Genomic DNA, 19841 nt, shown 5'->3' on the forward strand with positions numbered 1-19841 from the left:
CCCCGCTCACCGGGCACCCGACTGGGCGAATCGACAAGGAGTTGTGATGGCGATCTGCGATACCTGTGGCAACGACTACGACAAGGCGTTCACCGTGACGTGGCCCGACGGCCGCAGCGCGACGTTCGACAGTGTCGAGTGCGCGGCGGGCCAGCTGGCCCCGGAGTGCGCGCACTGCGGGTGCCGAATCCTCGGGCACGGCATCGAGACCGAAGAGGCGATCTTCTGTTGCGCGCACTGTGCCCGCAAGGACACCAACGCCGACGTCAACGACCGCTGGCCGGTACCCGCCGGCGGCTGACGAGTTCCGTTCCGGCGCAACGGCTCTGCGACCGTCAGCGCAGAATCGTCGCGACGATCCCCGCCAGGTAGCCCAGCCTGGCGACCTCGGACGGCCGAAACTGTGGCCCGCCGGGGCGGCCCAGCACCACCGCGGTGCGGGGGTCACCGAGCGGGGCGGCGGCCAGCGTGGTCGCCATGTCGCGCCACACCTGCGGCACCCACGCGGCGTCACCGTCGAGCGCCTCGGCGTGGTCGAGCGGCAGCCACGGGGCCTCTTCCACCTGGGTCTCGGGGGCCCCGGAGCTACCGACGAGACGTTCCGGGCCGTTGTCGGTCAGCCGCACCACCGACGTCCAGCTTACGCGCAGCACCCTGGGCGCCTCGTCGGCGAGCACCTGCAGCCTCTTCTTGCGGTCCGCCGCGGCGATGTGGTCGATGAGTTCGAGTTCGCGATGCGCCTCGAGCAGCCCGGTGTGCGGACGGATGGAGTCGACGTAGACGCCTTTGATCTGCTCGGCGGCGGTGATCAGCATGTCGGGCATCGCGCCCCCGGGCAGCTCGACGACCAGATCGTCGACGGCGTAACCGGCCGAGCGTTCCACCACGTCAAGCGACAGAATGTCGGCGCCCACCGACCCGAGCGCCACGGCCAGTGAGCCGAGGCTGCCGGGCCGGTCCTCGAGCTGGACCCGCAGCAGGTACGTAGGCACGCGCAACACTGTCGCACAGAGAATGGGGGCAGGCATTCCGGCCTCGGCGGCCGCGACGGCGATGACTAGGCTTGCTTGTCGTGTCGCAGATCTCCCGAGACGAGGTAGCCCATCTGGCGCGTCTGGCCCGCCTCGCCCTGACCGAAGACGAGCTGGACAGCTATGCCGGCCAGTTGGACGCCATCCTCGGTCACGTCAGCCAAATCCAGTCCGTCGACGTCGAAGGAGTCACGCCGACCGGGAACCCGCTCACCGACGTCAATGTGTTCCGGCCCGACACGGTCGAGCCGTGCCTGACGCAGGAGGAGGCGCTTGACCAGGCGCCCAAGGCGGCCGAGGGCCGGTTCGCGGTGCCACGGATCCTGGGGGAGGCGCAGTGAGCGATCTCACCCGGATGGACGCGGCGACGCTCGGAGAAAAGATCGCCGCCAACGAGGTGTCGTCGACGGAGGTCACCCAGGCGCATCTGGAGCAGATCGCGGCGACCGACGACCGCTACCACGCGTTCCTGCACGTCGCAGCGGAACGCGCGCTGGCGGCCGCGGCACGCGTCGATGCGGCCGTCGCGGCCGGAGAAGACCTGCCCTCGCCACTGGCCGGGGTGCCGGTGGCCCTCAAGGACGTGTTCACCACCACCGACATGCCGACCACCTGCGGATCGAAGATCCTCGAGGGCTGGACGTCCCCCTACGACGCGACCGTCACCATGCGGCTACGCGCCGCGGGCCTGCCGATACTGGGCAAGACCAACATGGACGAGTTCGCGATGGGATCGTCCACGGAGAACTCCGCGTACGGGCCGACGCGCAACCCGTGGGATGTCGAGCGCGTCCCCGGCGGCTCGGGCGGAGGCAGCGCCGCAGCGCTGGCGGCGTTCCAGGCGCCGTTGGCGATCGGCACCGACACCGGCGGCTCGATCCGCCAGCCGGCCGCGCTGACCGCCACGGTCGGCGTCAAACCGACCTACGGAACCGTGTCGCGCTACGGGCTGGTCGCCTGCGCGTCCTCGCTCGACCAGGGTGGCCCGTGCGCGCGCACCGTCCTGGACACCGCACTGCTGCACCAGGTGATCGCCGGGCACGACGCGAAGGATTCCACGTCGGTGCACGCCGCGGTGCCCGACGTTGTCGCCGCCGCGCGGGCAGGGGCGGCCGGCGACCTGGCGGGCGTGCGGATCGGGGTGGTGAAGCAGTTGCGCGGCGACGGCTACCAGTCCGGTGTGCTGGAGTCGTTCAACGCCGCCGTCGAACAGCTGACCGCGCTGGGCGCCGAGGTCAGCGAGGTGGACTGCCCGCACTTCGACTACTCGCTGCCCGCCTACTACCTGATCCTTCCCTCGGAGGTCTCCAGCAATCTCGCGCGGTTCGACGCGATGCGCTTCGGGATGCGCGTCGGTGATGACGGCACACACAGCGCCGAGGAAGTCATGGCATTGACTCGGGCCGCCGGATTCGGCCCGGAAGTCAAGCGCCGCATCATGATTGGCACCTATGCGTTGTCGGCGGGCTACTACGACGCGTATTACAACCAGGCGCAGAAGGTGCGCACGCTGATCGCGCGCGATCTCGACGAGGCGTACCGGAAGGTCGACGTGCTGATCTCGCCGACGACACCGACCACGGCATTCCCGTTGGGGGAGAAGGTCGACGACCCGTTGGCGATGTACCTGTTCGACCTGTGCACACTGCCGCTGAACCTGGCCGGACACTGCGGAATGTCGGTGCCTGCGGCGCTGTCACCGGACGACAACCTGCCCGTCGGACTGCAGATCATGGCGCCCGCGCTGGCCGACGACCGGCTGTACCGCGTCGGTGCGGCCTACGAGGCGGCGCGCGGACCGCTTTCGACGGCGGTTTAGTCGCCGCGAGCGCACGCTTATCGGACGCAAACGCCGACAGAGGGCGCAAACATGTGCGCGCTCGGGGAGGATGTAGCCATGCGGATCGGAGTGCTGACCGGTGGCGGTGACTGTCCGGGACTGAACGCGGTCATTCGGGCCGTGGTGCGCACGTGCGACGTGCGCTACGGATCGTCGGTCGTCGGCTTTCAGGACGGCTGGCGCGGTCTGCTGGAGAACCGCCGCATACAACTGGCCAACGACGACCGTAACGACCGGCTGCTGGCCAAGGGCGGCACGATCCTGGGTACCGCCCGCGTGCATCCGGAGAAGTTGCGCGCCGGGCTGGATCAGATCAAGCAGACGCTCGACGACAACGGCATCGACGTGCTGATCCCGATCGGCGGCGAGGGCACGCTCACGGCCGCGCACTGGCTCTCCGAGGAGAACGTTCCCGTCGTCGGCGTGCCGAAGACCATCGACAACGACATCGACTGCACCGATGTCACGTTCGGCCACGACACCGCGCTCGGGGTGGCGAGCGAGGCCATCGACCGGCTGCACAGCACCGCCGAATCGCACCAGCGCGTGATGCTCGTCGAGGTGATGGGCCGGCATGCGGGCTGGATCGCACTGAATGCGGGGCTGGCGTCGGGGGCGCACATGACCCTCATCCCCGAACAGCCCTTCGACGTCGAAGAGGTCTGCCGCCTGATCAAACAGCGCTTCGTGCGCGGCGATTCGCACTTCATCTGCGTGGTGGCAGAAGGGGCGAAGCCGGCCGAGGGGTCGATGCAACTGCGCCAGGGTGGGGTTGACGAGTTCGGCCATGAGCGCTTCACCGGCGTCGCCCAGCAGCTCGCCCTCGAGGTGGAGAAGCGGATCAACAAAGAGGTGCGGGTCACGGTTCTTGGTCACGTGCAGCGCGGCGGCACGCCGACGCCCTTCGATCGCGTGCTGGCCACCCGCTTCGGCGTCAACGCCGCCGACGCCGCGCACGCGGGCGAGTACGGGATGATGGTGTCGCTGCGCGGCCAGGAGATCGGCCGTGTGTCGCTCGCCGATGCCACCCGTCAGTTGAAGCTAGTCCCGCAGAGCCGGTACGACGACGCCGCGGAGTTCTTCGGCTGAGCCCGCTTACTAGGATCGGGGTCATGACTGCTGCGACCGCCGACCTGCTGGACTACGACGACGTCGTCGCGCGCTACGAGCCCGTGCTCGGGCTGGAAGTCCACGTCGAACTCTCCACCGCGACCAAGATGTTCTGCGGTTGCGCCAACAGGTTCGGCGCCGAACCCAACACCCAGGTGTGCCCCGTCTGCCTGGGGTTGCCCGGCTCGCTGCCGGTGCTCAACGAGAAGGCCGTCGAGTCGGCGATCCGGATCGGGTTGGCGCTGAACTGTGAGATCGTCCCGTGGTGTCGGTTCGCCCGCAAGAACTACTTCTATCCGGACATGCCGAAGAACTACCAGATCTCGCAGTACGACGAGCCGATCGCGATCAACGGTCACCTCGACGTGCCGCTCGACGACGGTTCGACCTGGCGGGTCGAGATCGAGCGGGCCCACATGGAGGAGGACACCGGCAAGCTGACCCACCTGGGTAGCGAGACGGGTCGCATCGAGGGCGCGACGACCTCGCTGATCGATTACAACCGGTCGGGTGTGCCGCTGATCGAGATCGTCACCAAGCCCATCGAGGGTGCCGGTGAGCGTGCGCCCGAGATCGCCCGTGCCTATGTGACGGCGTTGCGGGATCTGCTGCGCGCTCTGGGCGTCTCCGATGTCCGCATGGATCAGGGATCGATGCGCTGTGACTCCAACGTATCTCTGAAACCGGTGGGGCAGAAGGAGTTCGGCACCCGAACCGAAACCAAGAATGTCAACTCGCTCAAGAGCGTCGAGGTCGCCGTCCGCTACGAGATGCGCCGCCAAGCAGCGATTCTCGACTCTGGTGGGCGAATCACCCAGGAGACCAGGCACTTTCACGAGGACGGCTACACCTCACCGGGTCGCAGCAAGGAAACCGCCGAGGACTACCGGTATTTTCCCGAGCCGGACCTCGAGCCGGTGGCACCGGACGCGGAGTGGATCGAGCGGTTGCGTGCGACGATCCCCGAGCTTCCGTGGCTGTCCCGCAGGCGGATTCAGGAAGAATGGGGAATTTCCGACGAGGTGATGCGCGACCTCGTCAACATCGGCGCCCTCGACCTGATCGCCGCCACCGTCGAACAGGGCGCATCCAGCGACGCGGCCCGGGCGTGGTGGGGAAACTTCCTGGTGCAGAAGGCCAATGAAGCCGGGGTGGAACTCGATGCGCTGCCGATCACGCCCGCGCAGGTGGCCGCGGTCGTGAAGCTCGTCGACGACGGCAAGCTGTCCAACAAGCTCGCCCGGGAGGTGGTCGAGGGCGTGTTGGCCGGCGAGGGAGAACCCGAGCAGGTGATGAAGGACCGCGGGCTCGAGGTGGTGCGCGACGATTCGGCGCTGCAGGCCGCCGTCGACGAGGCGCTGGCGGCGAACCCCGGCATCGTCGAGAAGATTCGGGGCGGCAAGGTGCAGGCCGCGGGGGCGATCGTCGGCGCGGTCATGAAGGCCACCAAGGGTCAGGCCGACGCGGCGCGGGTGCGCGAGCTGGTCTTGGCGGCCTGCAGCTAGCGCCGAAATTGCGCACAGGGTCGTGCGCGACGCTTATTCACAGCCCTGGTTGCAGTTTCGAGCGCGGAGACGGTTATCCCGAGACGAGGCCGTTCCAGGCCGCGATGGCAGCTTCGGCTATCGCCGACAACTTGGTTCGGTTCGCGCCGTCGCGAGCTTGTATCGCCATCCCGTGGTTCACGGTGTTGTAGAACGCGGCGATGGTCGCGGCGTCGGCTCCGGCCGGGACGTCGCCGTCGGCGATCCCGCGTTCGACCCGAGCGCGGAAGGCATCCTCGGTGGCGACCCGCCACTCGGCGAGGTATTCGTGCACTGAGCGGGTGCGTTCGGTACAGGTGGTGGCGGCGAGGACGATCATGCAGCCGCGAGGTTTGTCCGGATCGCAGAACACGTCCGCGTGGTGTCGCAGCACCGCGGCGATGGCCTCCCGTGCGGTGGGCCGATCGCGCAACTCGGCTGCCGCGGTGGCCCCCAGGGTCTGGTCGTAGCGGGCGACGGCTTCGCGGAACAGCTCCTCCTTGGAACCGAACGCCGCATACAGGCTCGGCGAATTGATGCCCATCGCCGCGGTCAGGTCGCTCATCGACGTGCCCTCGTAGCCGTGCTGCCAGAACACCTCCATGGCGCGTTCCAGGGCTTCGGTGCGATCGAAGGTGCGCGGCCGGCCGCGTGACGCCATGTACTCGCACCCCTTCTGTATCGAACGCCAAAGAAATTGTTGACAAGTATACGCAGGGAAGTTAATTATGTATCGAACGATACATAAAAGGAGGCCGGAATGACGGACCTGACGGGGAAGGCGGCGTTGGTCACGGGCGCCAGTCGCGGGATCGGGGCCGCCATCGCCGCTCGCCTTGTCGAACGCGGCGCGGACGTGGCCATCACCTACGCCCAGTCCAAGGAGCGCGCCGACGAGGTCGTCGACGGAATCGAGGCCCGAGGTCGGCGCGGCCTGGCGATCCGCGCGGACAGCGCCTCCGCGGCCGACGTGCCCGCCGCGGTCGAGCAGGCGAGTACCCACTTCGGCAAGCTCGACATCCTGGTCAACAATGCCGGCGTCTTTCCCTACGGGCCGATCGAGGCGGTATCGGTCGAGGAGATCGACCGCACGCTGGCCATCCACGCCCGTGCCGTGTACCTGGCCAGTCAGGCCGCGGTGCGGTACATGCCCGGTGGCGGCCGGATCATCAGCATCGGAAGCAATCTCGCCGAACGGGTGCCGCATGCCGGGGTCACGCTCTACTCGATGAGCAAGGCCGCGCTCATCGGGTTCACCAAAGGTCTCGCGCGCGACCTCGGGCGGCGGGACATCACCGTCAACCTCGTGCAGCCCGGCTCGACCGACACCGACATGAATCCCGCCGACGGTGCCGGAGCCGACGAGCAGCGCGCGCTCAGTGCCCTCGGCCGGTATGCCGCCGCCGACGACATCGCGGATTCCGTTGCGTTCCTTGCGGGTCCGGGTGCATCGAATATCACCGGGGCGGTTCTCACCGTCGACGGTGGGACGAATGCGTGACCCGCGATGGCCTGGCTGATCCTGGTTGTCGCGGGGCTGCTCGAGGTCGTCTGGGCGATCGCGCTCAAACAGTCCGAGGGGTTCAGCCGGCTGGTCCCCAGCGTGATCGGCGTCGGTGTCGCGCTGCTCAGCTTCATCCTGCTGACGCTCGCGCTCCGTCAGTTGCCCGCGGGCACCGGCTATGCGGTCTGGGTGGGCATCGGCGCGGTCGGCGTCGCGGTCGCGGGGGTGTTCCTGCTCGGTGAGCCGGCCAGCGCGGCGCGCGTGGCGTGTCTTGCGGCCATCGTCATGGGCGTCATCGGCCTGCGTATCGTCGAGAGCTGAAACCGTCTGCCGCGCAGGCGGTTACGTGTTGTCCGCGGGACTGCGCGGGAACCCGCCGCCCTGCGGGAACAGCGGGAAGACGACATCGTCGAGCTTCTGCGCATCGCCGGCCGTCTTGTTGATCGTGGCGCCCCAGATGTTGCCGTCGGGCGACATCGCCAGCGCCCAGGCGTGGCCGTGCTGGTCCTGGCGCACCACCTCGGGATCGCCGGTCACCGCGCCGGTCTCGGGTGCGAGCCGCACCGCGACGGTCTGCTTGGTGTTGACCAGGTTGACCAGGACCGACCCGTCGAGCGCGGCGCAGCCCGCGACACCGGGCCGGTCGGGCCAGGTCCACACCGTCGAGGTCTTGGAATCCTTGGTGATGCGCTGCAGCCGGTCACCGGAGGGGGCGCGGTCGGTGATGTACAACGATCCGTCCGAGTGGTCGAGGCACATACCGCCCGCGGCGCCCAACCCCGACAGCGCCGTGGTCGTCGGGGCCTGGTCGACCGTGGTGGGCTGCTCGATCCGCAATGCCTTACCGGCCAGCGACCCCGGGTTCGCGGCATCGGCGGGATTGCCCGCGTCGCCGGTCTGCACGAGCAGCGTCGTCGGGCTGGTGAAGATCAACGCTCCGGTGTTACCGGTGGCGCCCTTCGGGATACCGGTCAGGATCGGCTTGGGGATGTCCCCGTCGGCGATGCGGATGACGCGGTTGTCGGTGGGGGTGCTGACGTAGGCGTACATCAGCCGGTCCTGCTGGTACGTCGGCGACAGCACGATGTCCATCAGCCCGCCGTCGCCCGACCCGTCGACCGGCAGCGTCGTCTTGACCTTGGGCTCGGCCCGTACCGACACCTCCTTGACCACACCGGTCGTGCGCTCGGCGACCAGGGCCGACTGGCTGTCGGGCAGCATGATCAGGCCGCTGGTGCTTTCCAGACAGCCCTGCATGACGCCGGGCGCCGGGCACTCCTTCGGAAACGGCGTCGGGGGCAGCGGCGGCGGTGGCGGAGGTGTCGACGTCGGGCCGGGCTCGAGCTGGGGCTCAGTGGTGAACGGTTGCGACTGCAGATCGTCGAATCGTGCGCACCCCGACCCGACGAGCAACGCCGCGCACGCCACGGCGAGCACACCCCGCATCGGCCGGCGCAGTTTCATGCGAGCCAGGTTACGGATCATTCGGAGGTGTTCGCCACGCACACCCGCTGGACCGCGCCGCGAACCGTCGGCGAATTAAGGCCCCGAAAGCACCGCGCCAATACCCGGCTACCGGGTGACAAGCACTTACGCTGGCATGGTGACCAGTCATTCCAATGACCCACGCGCCTGGCAACGGCCCGACGACGCGCCCGGGCGGCCCGTGTCGGCGAGCCTGGTCGACCCTGAAGACGATCTCCCGTCGGCCAACTACGCCGGCGACTTCGAGACCACCGCGATCCCGCACTACGACTCGAACACCGGAGCGCCGGTCTCCACCGGCTTCGGACTGCTCAACGATCCCGAGCCGCTGCCGTACGTGCAGCCCGGCGGACGGCATGCACTCGACTACTCGGCGGAACCGGCGGAGGTCGGCCCCGATCCGTTCCGCGTCGCCCCCGAGCGGCGCGGCACCCTCGACCTCGGCCTTCTGCTGTTGCGGCTCGCGGTGGGCGCCCTGTTCATCGGCCACGGCCTGCAGAAGGCGTTCGGCCTGTGGGGTGGCCCCGGGCTCAACGGTTGGGAAGCGGAGCTGTCCGATATGGGCTTCCGCTATGCCGACATCCTGACCTACGTCGGCGCCTTCGGGCAGATCGCCGCCGGGGTGCTGCTCATCCTGGGTCTCTTCACGCCCGTGGCCGCCGCCGGTGCGCTGGCGTATCTGGTGACCGGCGTGCTGGCCGAGGCGATGGTCGCGCACGAGGAGGCGCGGCTGTCGGACTTCCTCACCGATGGACACGAGTACAAGGTGTTCCTGGCCTGCGCGGTGGCGGCGCTGGTGTTGACCGGGCCCGGCAGGTACGGATTCGACGCCGGACGCGGTTGGGCGCGCCGGCCCTTCCTCGGATCGCTCGGCGCGCTGGTCCTCGGCGCAGGCGCGGGTGTGGCGATCTGGGTGCTGCTCAACGGCGGCAATCCGTTCGCCTAATCCCTCGAATACGGATTCGGCACCCGCCCGCCGCTGGCTTCGGTCAGCAGGGGCAACGTCGCGAACGTCACCGCGGGCAGCCGCACGTCCCTGCCGTCCTTCAGGTGGGCGTAGGCCGATGAGCCTTTGCCGAACCGCAGGCCGTCGATATCGCTCCAGTCGACGGTCTCGCTGCCCCAGAGCGTGCGTGCCGTCACGTGGTCGCGGTCGGCGACGGTGCGGTAGCGCGCGACGAACACCGACAACACGATCGGGATGATCAGCAGGGCCGCCACCCAGGTGAGGCCCGCCAGGACCAGCGAAAGCATGCTGAACGCCAGAAAGGCGACGGCGAAATGCGCCATGGGGGAGATGCGGATGACGACGGGAGCGGGTGCGGCCTTCGGACTCACCCCGCCATCTTCGCACCGTGCCGCAATTTGACCTGTGACCAGTGCAGAGGCTACCGTCGACGGTTATGCAGGCCCTGGGGTTGCTCGTAGTAATCGGGAAGCGCGTTGATGCCGCGCTCGCCCTTACTCGGGCATAACTCCGGCATCAACGCGCGACCCTCGTACAGCGACCCAGCTGACGGGGGTTTTTTCTTGCCCGACCACCGAATTTGAGACCCTAGAGACGGATCCGAAGAAGGATTTAGGAGAACGAACACCGTGAGCGCACCAACAACCCGACCGCTGGAGCAGGTGGCGGCAACCGTGCCCGACGACGGACATGCCACGCGGCCGGCGGCCAAGTCTGCGCCCGCACCGGCCAAACGCACTGCGCCGCAACAGATGACGGGTGCGCAGGCGGTCATCCGGTCGCTGGAGGAACTCGACGTCGACACCATCTTCGGGATCCCCGGCGGCGCGGTGCTGCCGGTGTACGACCCGCTGTTCGATTCCAAGAAGCTGCGCCATGTCCTGGTCCGCCACGAGCAGGGCGCGGGGCATGCGGCCAGCGGTTACGCTCACGCGACCGGCAAGGTCGGCGTGATGATGGCCACCTCGGGACCCGGCGCGACCAACCTCGTCACGCCGTTGGCCGACGCGCACATGGACTCCATTCCGGTGGTGGCGATCACCGGCCAGGTCGGACGGGGCCTGATCGGCACCGATGCGTTCCAGGAGGCCGACATCTCCGGCATCACGATGCCGATCACCAAGCACAACTTCCTGGTGCGCAGCGGCGACGAGATTCCGCAGGCCATCGCCGAGGCGTTCCACATCGCGTCCTCGGGCCGCCCCGGACCGGTGCTCGTCGACATTCCCAAGGACGTTCTGCAGGGGCAGTGCACGTTCAGCTGGCCGCCGCGCATCGACCTGCCGGGCTACAAGCCGAACACCAAACCGCACAACCGTCAGATCCGCGAGGCCGCCAAGCTGATCGCCGCCGCACGCAAGCCGGTGCTCTACGTCGGCGGCGGGGTGATCCGCGGTGAGGCCAGCGAGGAGCTGCTGGAGCTGGCCGAGCTGACCGGAATTCCCGTCGTCACCACGCTGATGGCGCGCGGGGCGTTCCCCGACAGCCATCCGCAGAACATGGGCATGCCGGGGATGCACGGCACGGTGTCCGCGGTGGCCGCCCTGCAGCGCAGCGACCTGCTGATCGCGCTGGGCACCCGTTTCGACGACCGGGTGACCGGGCGGCTGGACTCCTTTGCGCCCGAAGCCAAGGTCATCCACGCCGACATCGACCCGGCCGAGATCGGCAAGAACCGCCACGCCGACGTGCCGATCGTGGGTGACGTCAAGGCCGTGATCGCCGAGCTGGTCGTGGCGCTACGCCGCGACGGCACCGCCGACGCGATCAAGATCGACAACTGGCTGGAGTACCTGAGCGGTGTGCAGGCGACCTACCCGTTGAGCTACGGGCCGCAGAGCGACGACAGCCTTTCCCCGGAGTACGTCATCGAGACGCTGGGCAAGATGGCCGGGCCCGACGCGGTGTACGTCGCAGGCGTCGGCCAGCACCAGATGTGGGCCGCGCAGTTCATCTCCTATGAGAAGCCCAAGACATGGCTCAACTCCGGCGGACTGGGCACCATGGGCTACGCCGTGCCCGCGGCGATGGGAGCCAAGTTCGGCCGCCCGGAGGCCGAGGTGTGGGCCATCGACGGCGACGGCTGCTTCCAGATGACCAACCAGGAGTTGGCCACCTGTGCCGTGGAGGGTGCGCCGATCAAGGTGGCGCTGATCAACAACGGCAACCTCGGCATGGTGCGACAGTGGCAGACGCTGTTCTACGAAGAGCGGTACAGCCAAACGGATCTGGCCACGCACTCGCATCGCATCCCCGACTTCGTCAAGCTCGCCGAGGCGCTCGGGTGCGTCGGATTACGTTGCGAGCGAGCCGAAGACGTCGAGGACGTGATCCGCCAGGCCCGCGAGATCAACGACCGACCGGTCGTGATCGATTTCATCGTCGGCGCAGACGCTCAGGTGTGGCCCATGGTCGCGGCGGGCACGAGCAACGACGAGATCCAGGCCGCGCGCGGCATCCGCCCGCTGTTCGACGATCCAGAAGAAGGGCACGCCTGATGAGTACCGCCGCTACGCAGACGTTGTCGGTTCTGGTTGAGGACAAGCCGGGTGTCTTGGCGCGGGTCGCGTCGCTGTTCTCGCGGCGCGGCTTCAACATCCAGTCCCTGGCCGTCGGTGCGACCGAGCAGAAGAACATGTCGCGGATGACGATCGTCGTCAGCGTCGACGAGGCGCCGCTCGAGCAGATCACCAAACAGCTCAACAAGCTGGTGAACGTGATCAAGATCGTCGAGCAGGAGGAAGAGAACTCGGTCTCGCGCGAGCTCGCGCTGATCAAAGTGCGCACCGACGCGTCGACCCGCGGGCAGGTCATCGAGGCGGTGAACCTGTTCCGCGCGAAGGTCGTCGACGTATCGACCGAGTCGTTGACCGTCGAGGCGACCGGTACACCCGAGAAGCTCGAGGCGCTGCTGCGGGTGTTGGAGCCCTTCGGAATCCGCGAGATCGTGCAGTCCGGTGTGGTGTCCCTGTCACGCGGCCCACGAAGCATCGGGACCACGAAGTAAGCGCAGGATCGAGACGAGTAGCCCACAACTCAACCCGACCAGTCCCCAATCAATTGAGTAGATAAGGAAATTCAGTGGCAGTAGAGATGTTCTATGACGACGACGCGGACCTGTCGATCATCCAGGGACGCAAGGTCGGCGTCATCGGCTACGGCAGCCAGGGTCACGCGCACTCGCTGAGCCTGCGCGACTCCGGCGTGCAGGTGAAGGTCGGCCTCAAGGAGGGGTCGAAGTCGCGCGAGAAGGTCACCGAGCAGGGCCTCGAGGTCGACACGCCCGCCGAGGTCGCCAAGTGGGCCGACGTCATCATGTTGCTCGCGCCCGACACCGCACAGGCCGAGATCTTCGCAGGCGACATCGAACCCAACCTCGAAGACGGCAACGCGCTGTTCTTCGGGCACGGCCTCAACATCCACTTCGACCTGATCAAGCCGCCGGCCAACGTGACGATCGGCATGGTCGCCCCGAAGGGGCCGGGCCACCTGGTGCGCAGGCAGTTCGTCGACGGCAAGGGCGTGCCGTGTCTGATCGCGATCGATCAGGACCCCAAGGGTGAGGGGCAGGCGCTCGCACTGTCGTACGCCAAGGGCATCGGCGGCACCCGCGCAGGCGTCATCAAGACCACGTTCAAAGACGAGACCGAGACCGACCTGTTCGGCGAGCAGGCCGTGTTGTGCGGCGGCACAGAGGAACTCGTCAAGACCGGTTTCGACGTCATGGTCGAGGCCGGGTACGCGCCGGAGCTGGCGTACTTCGAGGTGCTGCACGAGCTCAAGCTGATCGTGGACCTGATGTACGAGGGTGGCATCGCGCGGATGAACTACTCGGTGTCCGACACCGCGGAGTTCGGCGGCTACCTCTCCGGGCCGCGGGTGATCGACGCCGACACCAAGGAGCGGATGCGCGCCATTCTCTCCGAGATTCAGGACGGCACCTTCGTCAAGAAACTCGTGGCCAACGTCGAGGGCGGTAACAAGGAGCTCGAGGCGCTGCGCAAGAAGAACGCCGAGCATCCGATCGAGGTGACCGGCAAGAAGCTACGCGACCTGATGAGCTGGGTGGACCGGCCCATCACCGAGACGGCTTAAGCCGCGATTTGTGGAGCCGCAGCGGCGCTCACCGCCGCTACCGCTCCACAAGTCACACGGATCAGGGGCGGTGCTCGTGCCCGGGGCGACCCTGGGTGCGGCGCCGCTCCTTCATCTCGGACTCGAACACGTGTCTGCGGCCCTGCTGTAGTTCGTCGCGCACCTGGCGTTCATGGTCGCGGAACACCGACCAGTAGTTGTCGTCGAAGTCCTCGACGATCTGGAAGGTCCAGCGACCGTAAAGCACGTTGCGGCCGACGAGTTCGGACTCCAGACGTTCGGCGACGCCGTCGTGGCCGGCGTCGCGCAGCTTGTCACACGCCTCGCCGAGCTGAAGGTCGGCGCGACCCATCAGCTGGTGGAACGAATACAGATGGCCGCGTGCGCGTTCCACCCACTCCAATGCCTCCGAGACTTCGCCGACGGCCTCGACGGTCGCGTCGTCGACTCCTTCGGGTCGGCTGTGTTGTTCGTCCTTCTGGGTCATGGGGCTAGAAGTACCCGGTTCCGACCGCAACCATATCCAGATAACGAACTGTGCATCGCTTCCGCATTGATGGTTTGCTCGTAGTGCTATCGGTGAACCCTCGCTAGGCCGAAACCCCAGTTAGCAGGCCCCATGGATGACGCTGACACACCGCGGTACACCGTCCGCGTGGTGGCCGAACGCGTCGGCGTACCGACCGCGACGCTGCGCAGCTGGAGCCAGCGCTACGGCGTCGGGCCGTCGCAGCACCACCCGGGTCGACACCGGCTCTACAGCGACAACGACGTCGCCGCCGTGCAGCACATGCACCAGCTCATCGGGCAGGGCACCAGCCCCCGCAGCGCTGCCCGAGTCGCGACCGGGGCCGTAGCGCCGCGCCGCGGAGACGCGGACGCATTGCTGTCGGCCGCATTCGAACTCGACCTCGCCTCGCTGGGTCGGCTCCTGGAGGCCCACCTGCGTCACTTCGGAGTGGTCGACACATGGGACCTGCTGGTCCGGCCGGCGTTCGCGGCGATCGTGAGCAGACAGGACGAGGACGGCGGCTGCGTCGACGTCGAGCACGCCCTGTCGTGGGCGGTGTCGCGCTCACTGCACGCGGCTCCGCTCATGCGCCGCGACGCATCAACCGCGCTCATCCTGGCGTGCACCGCGCACGAAGCGCATGTGTTGCCGCTCGAGGCACTTCGCGCCGCCCTCGCCGAGCGGGGACGCGGTGCGGTGATGCTCGGTGCCGACGTTCCGATGGCGGCGCTGACCGAGGCGATCGGCCGCGTGCGGCCGTCCGCGCGGGTGGTGCTGTGGTCACACACCCCCGAGACCGCCGACATGGAGATGGTCACGGCGGCCACCGCGGAGGCCGACGTCGTGCTCGGCGGCACCGGGTGGGAGGCCGCCGGCGTCGACGGGGCCGCGCGCGTGCACAGCCTGCGTGAGGCCCTCGAATGGTGTGTCGGCACCCGATGACCGGGTTGCATCGACTGTGCGTCGGTTAGCCCGGCGGATTTGGGTACACACATGAGGTGTCTTCAGTGACCACGACGAGCAGGGCCACGGCCAACGAGTGTGTCGTCCTTCTCGATGAAGAGGGGCGCGAGATCGGCAGCGCAGCGAAAACGACCGTGCACCACGCCGCGACACCGCTGCACCTCGGGTTTTCCTGCTACCTGTTCGACGAGGACGGTCGCGTGCTTCTGACCCGTCGCGCACTGAACAAGACGACATGGCCGGGTGTGTGGTCCAACTCCTTCTGCGGTCACCCCGCGCCGGGGGAGCAGGTCGAGGATGCGGTGCGCCGCCGCGCCGTCCAGGAGTTGGGCGTATCGATCCAATCGCCGGAGTGCGTGCTACCGCACTTCCGGTACCGCGCGGTCGCGGCCGACGGCACGGTCGAGAACGAGATCTGTCCGGTGTTCTTCGCCCGGTGCGACGGGCGGCTGCGGCCGGATCCAGCCGAGGTCATGGAGTGGATGTGGGTCTCCTGGGAACAACTGCGCTCGGCGGTCGGGTTGCCCTGGTCGATCAGCCCGTGGGCGATGGAGCAGATACCGCTTCTCGACGAGCCCTACGCGCAGGGGCCGGGTCCCGGTTCGTGAGCGAGTAACGCCACCCGTTGGCTCGGACGCTGCGGCGGAGTGGCTACTTCTTCTTCAGCGTTTCCGGCTTGTGCACCGCGTCGCGGCCGCTCTTGTCACTGCGCACCCGATACTGCGGGTTGTCGGCGTCGGCGCGCACCGTGCGACCCGCGGCCTGCGTGTCCGAGGTGATCTTCTCCTCGACGGTGCCAGTCACGTTGGTGCCGTGGCTCTTCCACTGCACCTTGTCGCCTTTGTGGATGTCCTTGCTCATCTGTGGCGGTATACCCGGGCGCCGCCAAGCAAAACAGCTCAGAGCTGCGAGCGTTGCCGGTAGAGCCGTTCGGCGTAGGCCAGATCGTCACGCCACAAGCGGGTGGCCGCATATCGCATGAACGGTGTGATCAACGGCGCGCCCCGAAGCGCGTGCGCGAATCCGGGACGGTCGGAGTGTGCGATGACCGCCTCGATGACCGCGGTGCGCGGAGCGCCGTCCCGGTCGGGACCGAGGGGCGTCGCGTGCGTCTCGACCACGCTTCCCGCACCTTCGCCGTCGATGATGCGCATGGTGATGGTGCGCGGCTCCGGTGTGGTGAATTCCGCGATCACCGGGACGCCGAGTTGCCCGATGCGGAAGGTGACCGCGACGAGGAAGCGGTCGGCGTCTTCGGGGAGATCGTCGTCGGCGGCCGGGGCCGACAGCACGTCCAGCCGCGTGAACGAGTACGGGTGGAACCACGCCCCGTGCCACGGATCGAGCCGGTTGGCGATCACGTCGCTGGGCTCACAGGTGCCGACCAACCGCGTCACTGCCGACAGCCGCGGTGTGTCGGGCCGCCTCGGCAGTATCGGTGCCTCCGTGGGGGTTTCGCCGCCGAGCGCGTCGAGCCGCACCCATGCGAGCACACCGTCGTCGTGGGCGGGGTAGGGTCGCCAGGTCCAGGTCCGGCCGCCGTCGAAGCGCAGGCCGTGCCACGGGCAGATCAAGGTGCCGCACTCGACGGTCCCGGTGGACAGGTCCGCGCCGAGGTGCGGGCAGGACGACGGGCCGACCGCGAGACTGCCGTCGTTGCCGCGCCAGGCGACCAGTTCGATTCCGCCGACCGTGGCGCTGACCGGTCGTTTGCCGATGGTGTCGCTGGCCGCGAACGCGTACCAGTTGCCGCTGGGCCTGCGCTGCGAACGGCGCAGGGCGCTGTGGATCAACGACGGCTGGGCGTCGTCGTACGTCGGCCGTTGGCCGGACCACGTGGTGCGTGGAAGTAGTTCGAACGGCGTGGTTTTCGCCAACCGCGCCTTGAGTTCGGAGAGCATGGTCATGCGTACTGCCTTTCGGCCAGCCGACGCAGGGGCGCGAAGCGACCCTGGGTGGGTACCGTCTGGAGGTCGTGGCCGGTGAGGCCGAAGCGCTTCAGCAGCAGGTTGGCCGCCGACCAGCCGGTGGTGGCGGCCCGCTCCATCAGCGCGACCGGCAGGTCGATGCGGATACCGTCACCGGCCAGTACCAGGCCGGCCTGCGGGGTAGAGACCGTGGGGCGGTGCGCGAAGTCACCGGGGGCGAAGCGCGGGCAGTCCTGTCGGCACAGCACCCGTTCACCGACAACCTTGGCGCCGACCGTTTCTGGATACAGCTCGCGCATCCGCACCGGCAACCGCTCGAGCACATCGTCCGTACTGCCGGTCACCGCATACGAGTGCAGCTCCACCACCGAGCCGCCGGTTCGGCGCGACCACGTCGCCGCCTCCCGCTCGTATCTGTCCAGCACACTCACATTGTCCAGCGGCGGTCGGCCGCCCGTCCCGAGAAAAGCCGCACGGTCTGGATCGACGGGCCGGTCCAACCACAGTCGCTGCACGACGAACGGCGCGGCCGTGCCCATCGCGGCGATCCGGGACCGCCATTCGTCATCGCCGAGTGCCGCCGAATTGCCGACGATGTGCTGCAGGCCCGAGACATCGGTGGCGAGCACCACCCCGTCGGCCTCGATGCGATCGCCACCGTCGGAGTGCACCGCGAAGCGGTCACCGGCGCGTATCTCGGTCACCGAGACGCCGGTGTGTACACCGGCTCCCAGCGATTGCAGGTAGGCGCGCAGCGGATCCCACAGCGCCGTATCGAAGTTCGAAACCGCCACGTCGAAGACCAGGCCCTCGCTGGAGCCCAGGAAGTAGATGTGGAACATCGTCGCCAGTTCGGCGGCCGAGAGGTTGGTCGGTTCGGCGAAGAAGCTCCTCGAGAAGACCTCGAAGGCCAGGTGGCGAGCGGGTTCGGGAAAGTTGATGTCGCGTAGGAAGGTATCGGCGTCGACGTGGTCGAGACGGTCATAGATCTCGGGGACCGACACCGCGGCCAGGGGCGCCGCGGCGCGTGCGTTGAGCCGCATCAGGTCACGAAACCGGAACGTGGGGCTGCGCAGCGCGAAGGCCACCGCGTTCCACGGTGGCGTTTGCGGCAGACCGCGGAACGTGTCGCGTCGACCGTGCGCGTCGACCAACGGGTAGTCGGAGACCGCGGTGAGCATGCCCAATGCCGGATCGATGCGCCGCAACAGGTTTCGCAGGTTGTAGTACTGCCGGAAGAAGGCGTGAAATCCGCGGTTCATCGCGACGGGGGCGCCGTCGTCGAGCGAATCGGTCCATCCTCCGACGCGACCGCCGAGATACGTCTCGCGCTCGAGGATGTCGACGCTCACACCGCGTTCGGCCAGACCGGTGGCCGCGGCCAAGCCCGCGATCCCCCCGCCGACGACGACCACGTGTGGTTTGTCGAACGGCACTACCTGGTCGGGCGGCGGTGCGGAGTGCGTGATGCGGTGCGGATCGGTCATCGCGGGGCCTCGGCGAGGAAGGTGTGCACGATGTTGCGCTGCCAGCCCGGCATCGTCTCGCTGTGCACGGCGGTGAAGCCGCTGCGGCGCAGGCGATCACGAAAATCGGCGGCCCCGTCGAAGCGGTTCACGCTGCGCCGCAGGTACCGGTACAGCGAGGCGTCACCGCTGCGGAGACGTCCGCTGGGGATGATGATGGTGGCGCACACGGCGTTCCACACAGCGGTCGCGAGCCGCGAGTCGCGCACCGAGTACTCGTGAACGGCCAGCGTCGCTCCCGGGCGCAGCAGTGCGCGGAACCCACGCAGTTGGGCGTCGGGGTCGGGGAGGTTGCGGATGAGGTAGGCGGCGAAGATGCCGTCGAACGGTCCGCTCACGCCTGCGGCGGCGAGGTCCTCGATCCGGCTGTGGACGAACCGCACCGACGGCGGCCATTGTTTGGCCCGCGCCACCTCCAGCATGCCGTCCGAACCGTCGACACCGACGATCTCCGCGTGCGGCGCCACCGACAGCAGCGCCGCGGTCGATGCGCCGGTGCCGCATCCGGCATCGAGCAGACGCAGCCCGCGACCGTCATCGGGCAGCCGCATCCGCTGCGCCGAAATTCGCAGGTGCTCATGGTATCCGGGATTGGAGTCGACCAGCGTGTCGTAGGCCGGTGCCCCCTCGTCGAAGGCGGCGGGAACATCCACGGGGTCGCCGGCGTCACGACCCGCATTGACGTTCACGACACGTTCCTCCTCTGTGTGCGCAACCGCTGGCGTTCCCACAGCAACAACACCGCGGTGACCATGGCCCAGCCGAAAAGGAAGTCCTCGACCGGTATGTCGAACGGGAATCGGATACCGCTGGTGTGCCGTTCGTCGTAGATGACGATGGGTGCGCTGAGCTTGGTGAGCCAACCGTCGACCGGTGTCTGGAATCCGAGGACGATCGCCATCGAGATCCAGTACGCGGGCTTACGGAACAGTCCGGTGCGTAGTACGCCCAATTCCAGAACGCACACGGCGATCACCGCGAGCACGGCGGGCACCGTGTATCCGAGTCCGGTCATTTGGCTTGCTCCACACGATCCCGCGTCCGTTGCAACCAGGTCAGGATCGTGGTGACGGCGTTGTAGGTCAACAATCCGCACAGTGGGATCACGATGAAGAACAGCAGTTCTTCGATCGGCATGACGCCGGGGATGTCGATCCCGGTGACGTACTTCGAGTTGTACGTCCACACGTCGGCGAAGATGGCGATCACGTCCCAGAGCACGAATACGGCTGCCACGGGCAGGATCGCGGCCGCGGCGCGCCGCGCCTGCCGGTACACGCCGTCGCCGAAGATCTCCAACGGCGCGGTGATCAGCAGGCAGGCGGCCAGAACCAACAGGTAGTGCCAGTTGTCCATCG

24 protein-coding genes are annotated in these 19841 nt (G+C 67.9%); 13 read left to right on the forward strand and 11 right to left on the reverse strand.

The features are described 5' to 3' along the window. Window positions 1–46 precede the first annotated feature (46 nt). A complete protein-coding gene (locus AU072_RS16455; protein WP_064351170.1) occupies window positions 47–301 on the forward strand; it encodes a metallothionein in 255 nt (84 codons plus the stop codon). A gap of 34 nt (window positions 302–335) precedes the next feature. Here AU072_RS16455 and AU072_RS16460 read toward each other — a convergent pair whose 3' ends face one another. Further along, window positions 336–992, reverse strand: a complete 657-nt coding sequence (locus tag AU072_RS16460) for an ACT domain-containing protein (RefSeq protein ID WP_064415010.1) — start codon at window positions 990–992, stop codon at window positions 336–338. A gap of 80 nt (window positions 993–1072) precedes the next feature. On the opposite strand from AU072_RS16460, the gene gatC reads away from it, so the two are divergent. The 4 genes from gatC to gatB all read left to right on the forward strand — a co-directional run bounded on the left by gatC (window position 1073) and on the right by gatB (window position 5486). Continuing rightward, window positions 1073–1372, forward strand: coding sequence for an Asp-tRNA(Asn)/Glu-tRNA(Gln) amidotransferase subunit GatC (gene gatC / locus AU072_RS16465; protein WP_064414778.1), 300 nt, complete (start codon window positions 1073–1075; stop codon window positions 1370–1372). A gap of 14 nt (window positions 1373–1386) precedes the next feature. Next, the gene (gene gatA, locus AU072_RS16470) at window positions 1387–2850 is read left to right on the forward strand and encodes an Asp-tRNA(Asn)/Glu-tRNA(Gln) amidotransferase subunit GatA (protein ID WP_064414779.1); all 1464 of its coding nucleotides are present in this window, start codon (window positions 1387–1389) and stop codon (window positions 2848–2850) included. A 78-nt stretch (window positions 2851–2928) separates the two neighbouring features. Next, on the forward strand, window positions 2929–3960 hold the full coding sequence (locus AU072_RS16475) for an ATP-dependent 6-phosphofructokinase (protein WP_064414780.1): 1032 nt from the start codon (window positions 2929–2931) through the stop codon (window positions 3958–3960). A 23-nt stretch (window positions 3961–3983) separates the two neighbouring features. Beyond that, window positions 3984–5486 carry an Asp-tRNA(Asn)/Glu-tRNA(Gln) amidotransferase subunit GatB gene (gatB, locus tag AU072_RS16480; RefSeq protein ID WP_064414781.1) on the forward strand — a complete coding sequence of 501 codons (1503 nt, stop codon included), beginning with the start codon at window positions 3984–3986 and terminating at the stop codon, window positions 5484–5486. 73 nt (window positions 5487–5559) lie between these two features. Here the strand turns inward: gatB and AU072_RS16485 are convergent, their stop codons facing one another. After that, window positions 5560–6165: a TetR/AcrR family transcriptional regulator gene (locus tag AU072_RS16485; protein WP_064414782.1), complete on the reverse strand. Its 606-nt coding sequence runs from the start codon at window positions 6163–6165 to the stop codon at window positions 5560–5562. A gap of 99 nt (window positions 6166–6264) precedes the next feature. On the opposite strand from AU072_RS16485, the gene AU072_RS16490 reads away from it, so the two are divergent. Next, on the forward strand, window positions 6265–7005 hold the full coding sequence (locus tag AU072_RS16490; protein ID WP_064414783.1) for an SDR family NAD(P)-dependent oxidoreductase: 741 nt from the start codon (window positions 6265–6267) through the stop codon (window positions 7003–7005). A 6-nt stretch (window positions 7006–7011) separates the two neighbouring features. Beyond that, window positions 7012–7329, forward strand: a complete 318-nt coding sequence (locus AU072_RS16495) for a DMT family transporter (RefSeq protein ID WP_064414784.1) — start codon at window positions 7012–7014, stop codon at window positions 7327–7329. A 21-nt stretch (window positions 7330–7350) separates the two neighbouring features. On the opposite strand, the gene AU072_RS16500 is transcribed toward AU072_RS16495, so the two are convergent. Next, window positions 7351–8472, reverse strand: a complete 1122-nt coding sequence (locus AU072_RS16500; RefSeq protein WP_064414785.1) for a PQQ-dependent sugar dehydrogenase — start codon at window positions 8470–8472, stop codon at window positions 7351–7353. A gap of 139 nt (window positions 8473–8611) precedes the next feature. Here AU072_RS16500 and AU072_RS16505 point away from each other — a divergent pair, with 139 nt between their 5' ends. Beyond that, entirely contained in the window at window positions 8612–9439 is an 828-nt protein-coding gene (locus AU072_RS16505; RefSeq protein ID WP_064415011.1) for a DoxX family protein, read from the forward strand. Here AU072_RS16505 and AU072_RS16510 read toward each other — a convergent pair. Continuing rightward, window positions 9436–9783, reverse strand: coding sequence for a PH domain-containing protein (locus tag AU072_RS16510; RefSeq protein WP_064414786.1), 348 nt, complete (start codon window positions 9781–9783; stop codon window positions 9436–9438). The genes AU072_RS16505 and AU072_RS16510 overlap by 4 nt on opposite strands. 306 nt (window positions 9784–10089) lie before the next feature. Here AU072_RS16510 and AU072_RS16515 point away from each other — a divergent pair, with 306 nt between their 5' ends. The 3 genes from AU072_RS16515 to ilvC all read left to right on the forward strand — a co-directional run bounded on the left by AU072_RS16515 (window position 10090) and on the right by ilvC (window position 13555). After that, entirely contained in the window at window positions 10090–11958 is a 1869-nt protein-coding gene (locus tag AU072_RS16515) for an acetolactate synthase large subunit (protein WP_064414787.1), read from the forward strand. Beyond that, window positions 11958–12467: an acetolactate synthase small subunit gene (gene ilvN / locus AU072_RS16520; RefSeq protein ID WP_064351164.1), complete on the forward strand. Its 510-nt coding sequence runs from the start codon at window positions 11958–11960 to the stop codon at window positions 12465–12467. Before AU072_RS16515 ends, ilvN begins: the two co-directional genes overlap by 1 nt. A gap of 86 nt (window positions 12468–12553) precedes the next feature. Continuing rightward, entirely contained in the window at window positions 12554–13555 is a 1002-nt protein-coding gene (ilvC, locus tag AU072_RS16525; protein ID WP_174523747.1) for a ketol-acid reductoisomerase, read from the forward strand. A gap of 61 nt (window positions 13556–13616) precedes the next feature. Here ilvC and AU072_RS16530 read toward each other — a convergent pair whose 3' ends face one another. After that, on the reverse strand, window positions 13617–14042 hold the full coding sequence (locus AU072_RS16530) for a hypothetical protein (protein WP_064414789.1): 426 nt from the start codon (window positions 14040–14042) through the stop codon (window positions 13617–13619). A 132-nt stretch (window positions 14043–14174) separates the two neighbouring features. Here AU072_RS16530 and AU072_RS16535 point away from each other — a divergent pair, with 132 nt between their 5' ends. Both AU072_RS16535 and idi read left to right on the forward strand, forming a co-directional pair. Next, window positions 14175–15008: a MerR family transcriptional regulator gene (locus AU072_RS16535; RefSeq protein WP_064414790.1), complete on the forward strand. Its 834-nt coding sequence runs from the start codon at window positions 14175–14177 to the stop codon at window positions 15006–15008. A 65-nt stretch (window positions 15009–15073) separates the two neighbouring features. Beyond that, the gene (gene idi, locus AU072_RS16540; RefSeq protein ID WP_064415012.1) at window positions 15074–15637 is read left to right on the forward strand and encodes an isopentenyl-diphosphate Delta-isomerase; all 564 of its coding nucleotides are present in this window, start codon (window positions 15074–15076) and stop codon (window positions 15635–15637) included. Window positions 15638–15680: 43 nt separating this feature from the next. On the opposite strand, the gene AU072_RS16545 is transcribed toward idi, so the two are convergent. The 6 genes from AU072_RS16545 to AU072_RS16570 are packed head-to-tail and all read right to left on the reverse strand — an operon-like array spanning window position 15681 to window position 19839. Then, window positions 15681–15890, reverse strand: a complete 210-nt coding sequence (locus AU072_RS16545; RefSeq protein WP_064414791.1) for a hypervirulence associated TUDOR domain-containing protein — start codon at window positions 15888–15890, stop codon at window positions 15681–15683. Window positions 15891–15928: 38 nt separating this feature from the next. Continuing rightward, entirely contained in the window at window positions 15929–16936 is a 1008-nt protein-coding gene (locus tag AU072_RS16550) for a Rieske (2Fe-2S) protein (protein ID WP_064414792.1), read from the reverse strand. After that, window positions 16933–18444, reverse strand: coding sequence for an FAD-dependent oxidoreductase (locus tag AU072_RS16555; RefSeq protein WP_064414793.1), 1512 nt, complete (start codon window positions 18442–18444; stop codon window positions 16933–16935). Before AU072_RS16555 ends, AU072_RS16550 begins: the two co-directional genes overlap by 4 nt. Next, on the reverse strand, window positions 18441–19172 hold the full coding sequence (locus AU072_RS16560) for a class I SAM-dependent methyltransferase (RefSeq protein WP_235629856.1): 732 nt from the start codon (window positions 19170–19172) through the stop codon (window positions 18441–18443). Before AU072_RS16560 ends, AU072_RS16555 begins: the two co-directional genes overlap by 4 nt. Continuing rightward, a complete protein-coding gene (locus AU072_RS16565; RefSeq protein WP_064414794.1) occupies window positions 19169–19498 on the reverse strand; it encodes a lycopene cyclase domain-containing protein in 330 nt (109 codons plus the stop codon). Before AU072_RS16565 ends, AU072_RS16560 begins: the two co-directional genes overlap by 4 nt. Further along, complete coding sequence (locus tag AU072_RS16570) at window positions 19495–19839, reverse strand: lycopene cyclase domain-containing protein (protein WP_064351155.1); 345 nt, start codon at window positions 19837–19839, stop codon at window positions 19495–19497. Before AU072_RS16570 ends, AU072_RS16565 begins: the two co-directional genes overlap by 4 nt. Window positions 19840–19841: the final 2 nt, after the last annotated feature.

Source organism: Mycolicibacterium novocastrense, from assembly GCF_001499835.1.
In the GTDB taxonomy this organism is placed as follows: Bacteria; Actinomycetota; Actinomycetes; order Mycobacteriales; family Mycobacteriaceae; genus Mycobacterium; species Mycobacterium novocastrense.

Coding starts and splice junctions, on each gene's coding strand:
- gatB (WP_064414781.1), top strand. CDS start 3,984: ATGACTGCTGCGACCGCCGACCTGCTGGACTACGACGACGTCGTCGCG.
- AU072_RS16570 (WP_064351155.1), bottom strand. CDS start 19,839: ATGGACAACTGGCACTACCTGTTGGTTCTGGCCGCCTGCCTGCTGATC.
- gatA (WP_064414779.1), top strand. CDS start 1,387: ATGGACGCGGCGACGCTCGGAGAAAAGATCGCCGCCAACGAGGTGTCG.
- AU072_RS16455 (WP_064351170.1), top strand. CDS start 47: ATGGCGATCTGCGATACCTGTGGCAACGACTACGACAAGGCGTTCACC.
- AU072_RS16530 (WP_064414789.1), bottom strand. CDS start 14,042: ATGACCCAGAAGGACGAACAACACAGCCGACCCGAAGGAGTCGACGAC.
- AU072_RS16500 (WP_064414785.1), bottom strand. CDS start 8,472: ATGAAACTGCGCCGGCCGATGCGGGGTGTGCTCGCCGTGGCGTGCGCG.
- AU072_RS16535 (WP_064414790.1), top strand. CDS start 14,175: ATGGATGACGCTGACACACCGCGGTACACCGTCCGCGTGGTGGCCGAA.
- AU072_RS16550 (WP_064414792.1), bottom strand. CDS start 16,936: ATGACCATGCTCTCCGAACTCAAGGCGCGGTTGGCGAAAACCACGCCG.
- ilvC (WP_174523747.1), top strand. CDS start 12,554: ATGTTCTATGACGACGACGCGGACCTGTCGATCATCCAGGGACGCAAG.
- AU072_RS16545 (WP_064414791.1), bottom strand. CDS start 15,890: ATGAGCAAGGACATCCACAAAGGCGACAAGGTGCAGTGGAAGAGCCAC.
- AU072_RS16485 (WP_064414782.1), bottom strand. CDS start 6,165: ATGGCGTCACGCGGCCGGCCGCGCACCTTCGATCGCACCGAAGCCCTG.
- AU072_RS16555 (WP_064414793.1), bottom strand. CDS start 18,444: ATGACCGATCCGCACCGCATCACGCACTCCGCACCGCCGCCCGACCAG.
- AU072_RS16565 (WP_064414794.1), bottom strand. CDS start 19,498: ATGACCGGACTCGGATACACGGTGCCCGCCGTGCTCGCGGTGATCGCC.
- AU072_RS16510 (WP_064414786.1), bottom strand. CDS start 9,783: ATGGCGCATTTCGCCGTCGCCTTTCTGGCGTTCAGCATGCTTTCGCTG.
- AU072_RS16475 (WP_064414780.1), top strand. CDS start 2,929: ATGCGGATCGGAGTGCTGACCGGTGGCGGTGACTGTCCGGGACTGAAC.
- ilvN (WP_064351164.1), top strand. CDS start 11,958: ATGAGTACCGCCGCTACGCAGACGTTGTCGGTTCTGGTTGAGGACAAG.
- AU072_RS16490 (WP_064414783.1), top strand. CDS start 6,265: ATGACGGACCTGACGGGGAAGGCGGCGTTGGTCACGGGCGCCAGTCGC.
- AU072_RS16495 (WP_064414784.1), top strand. CDS start 7,012: ATGGCCTGGCTGATCCTGGTTGTCGCGGGGCTGCTCGAGGTCGTCTGG.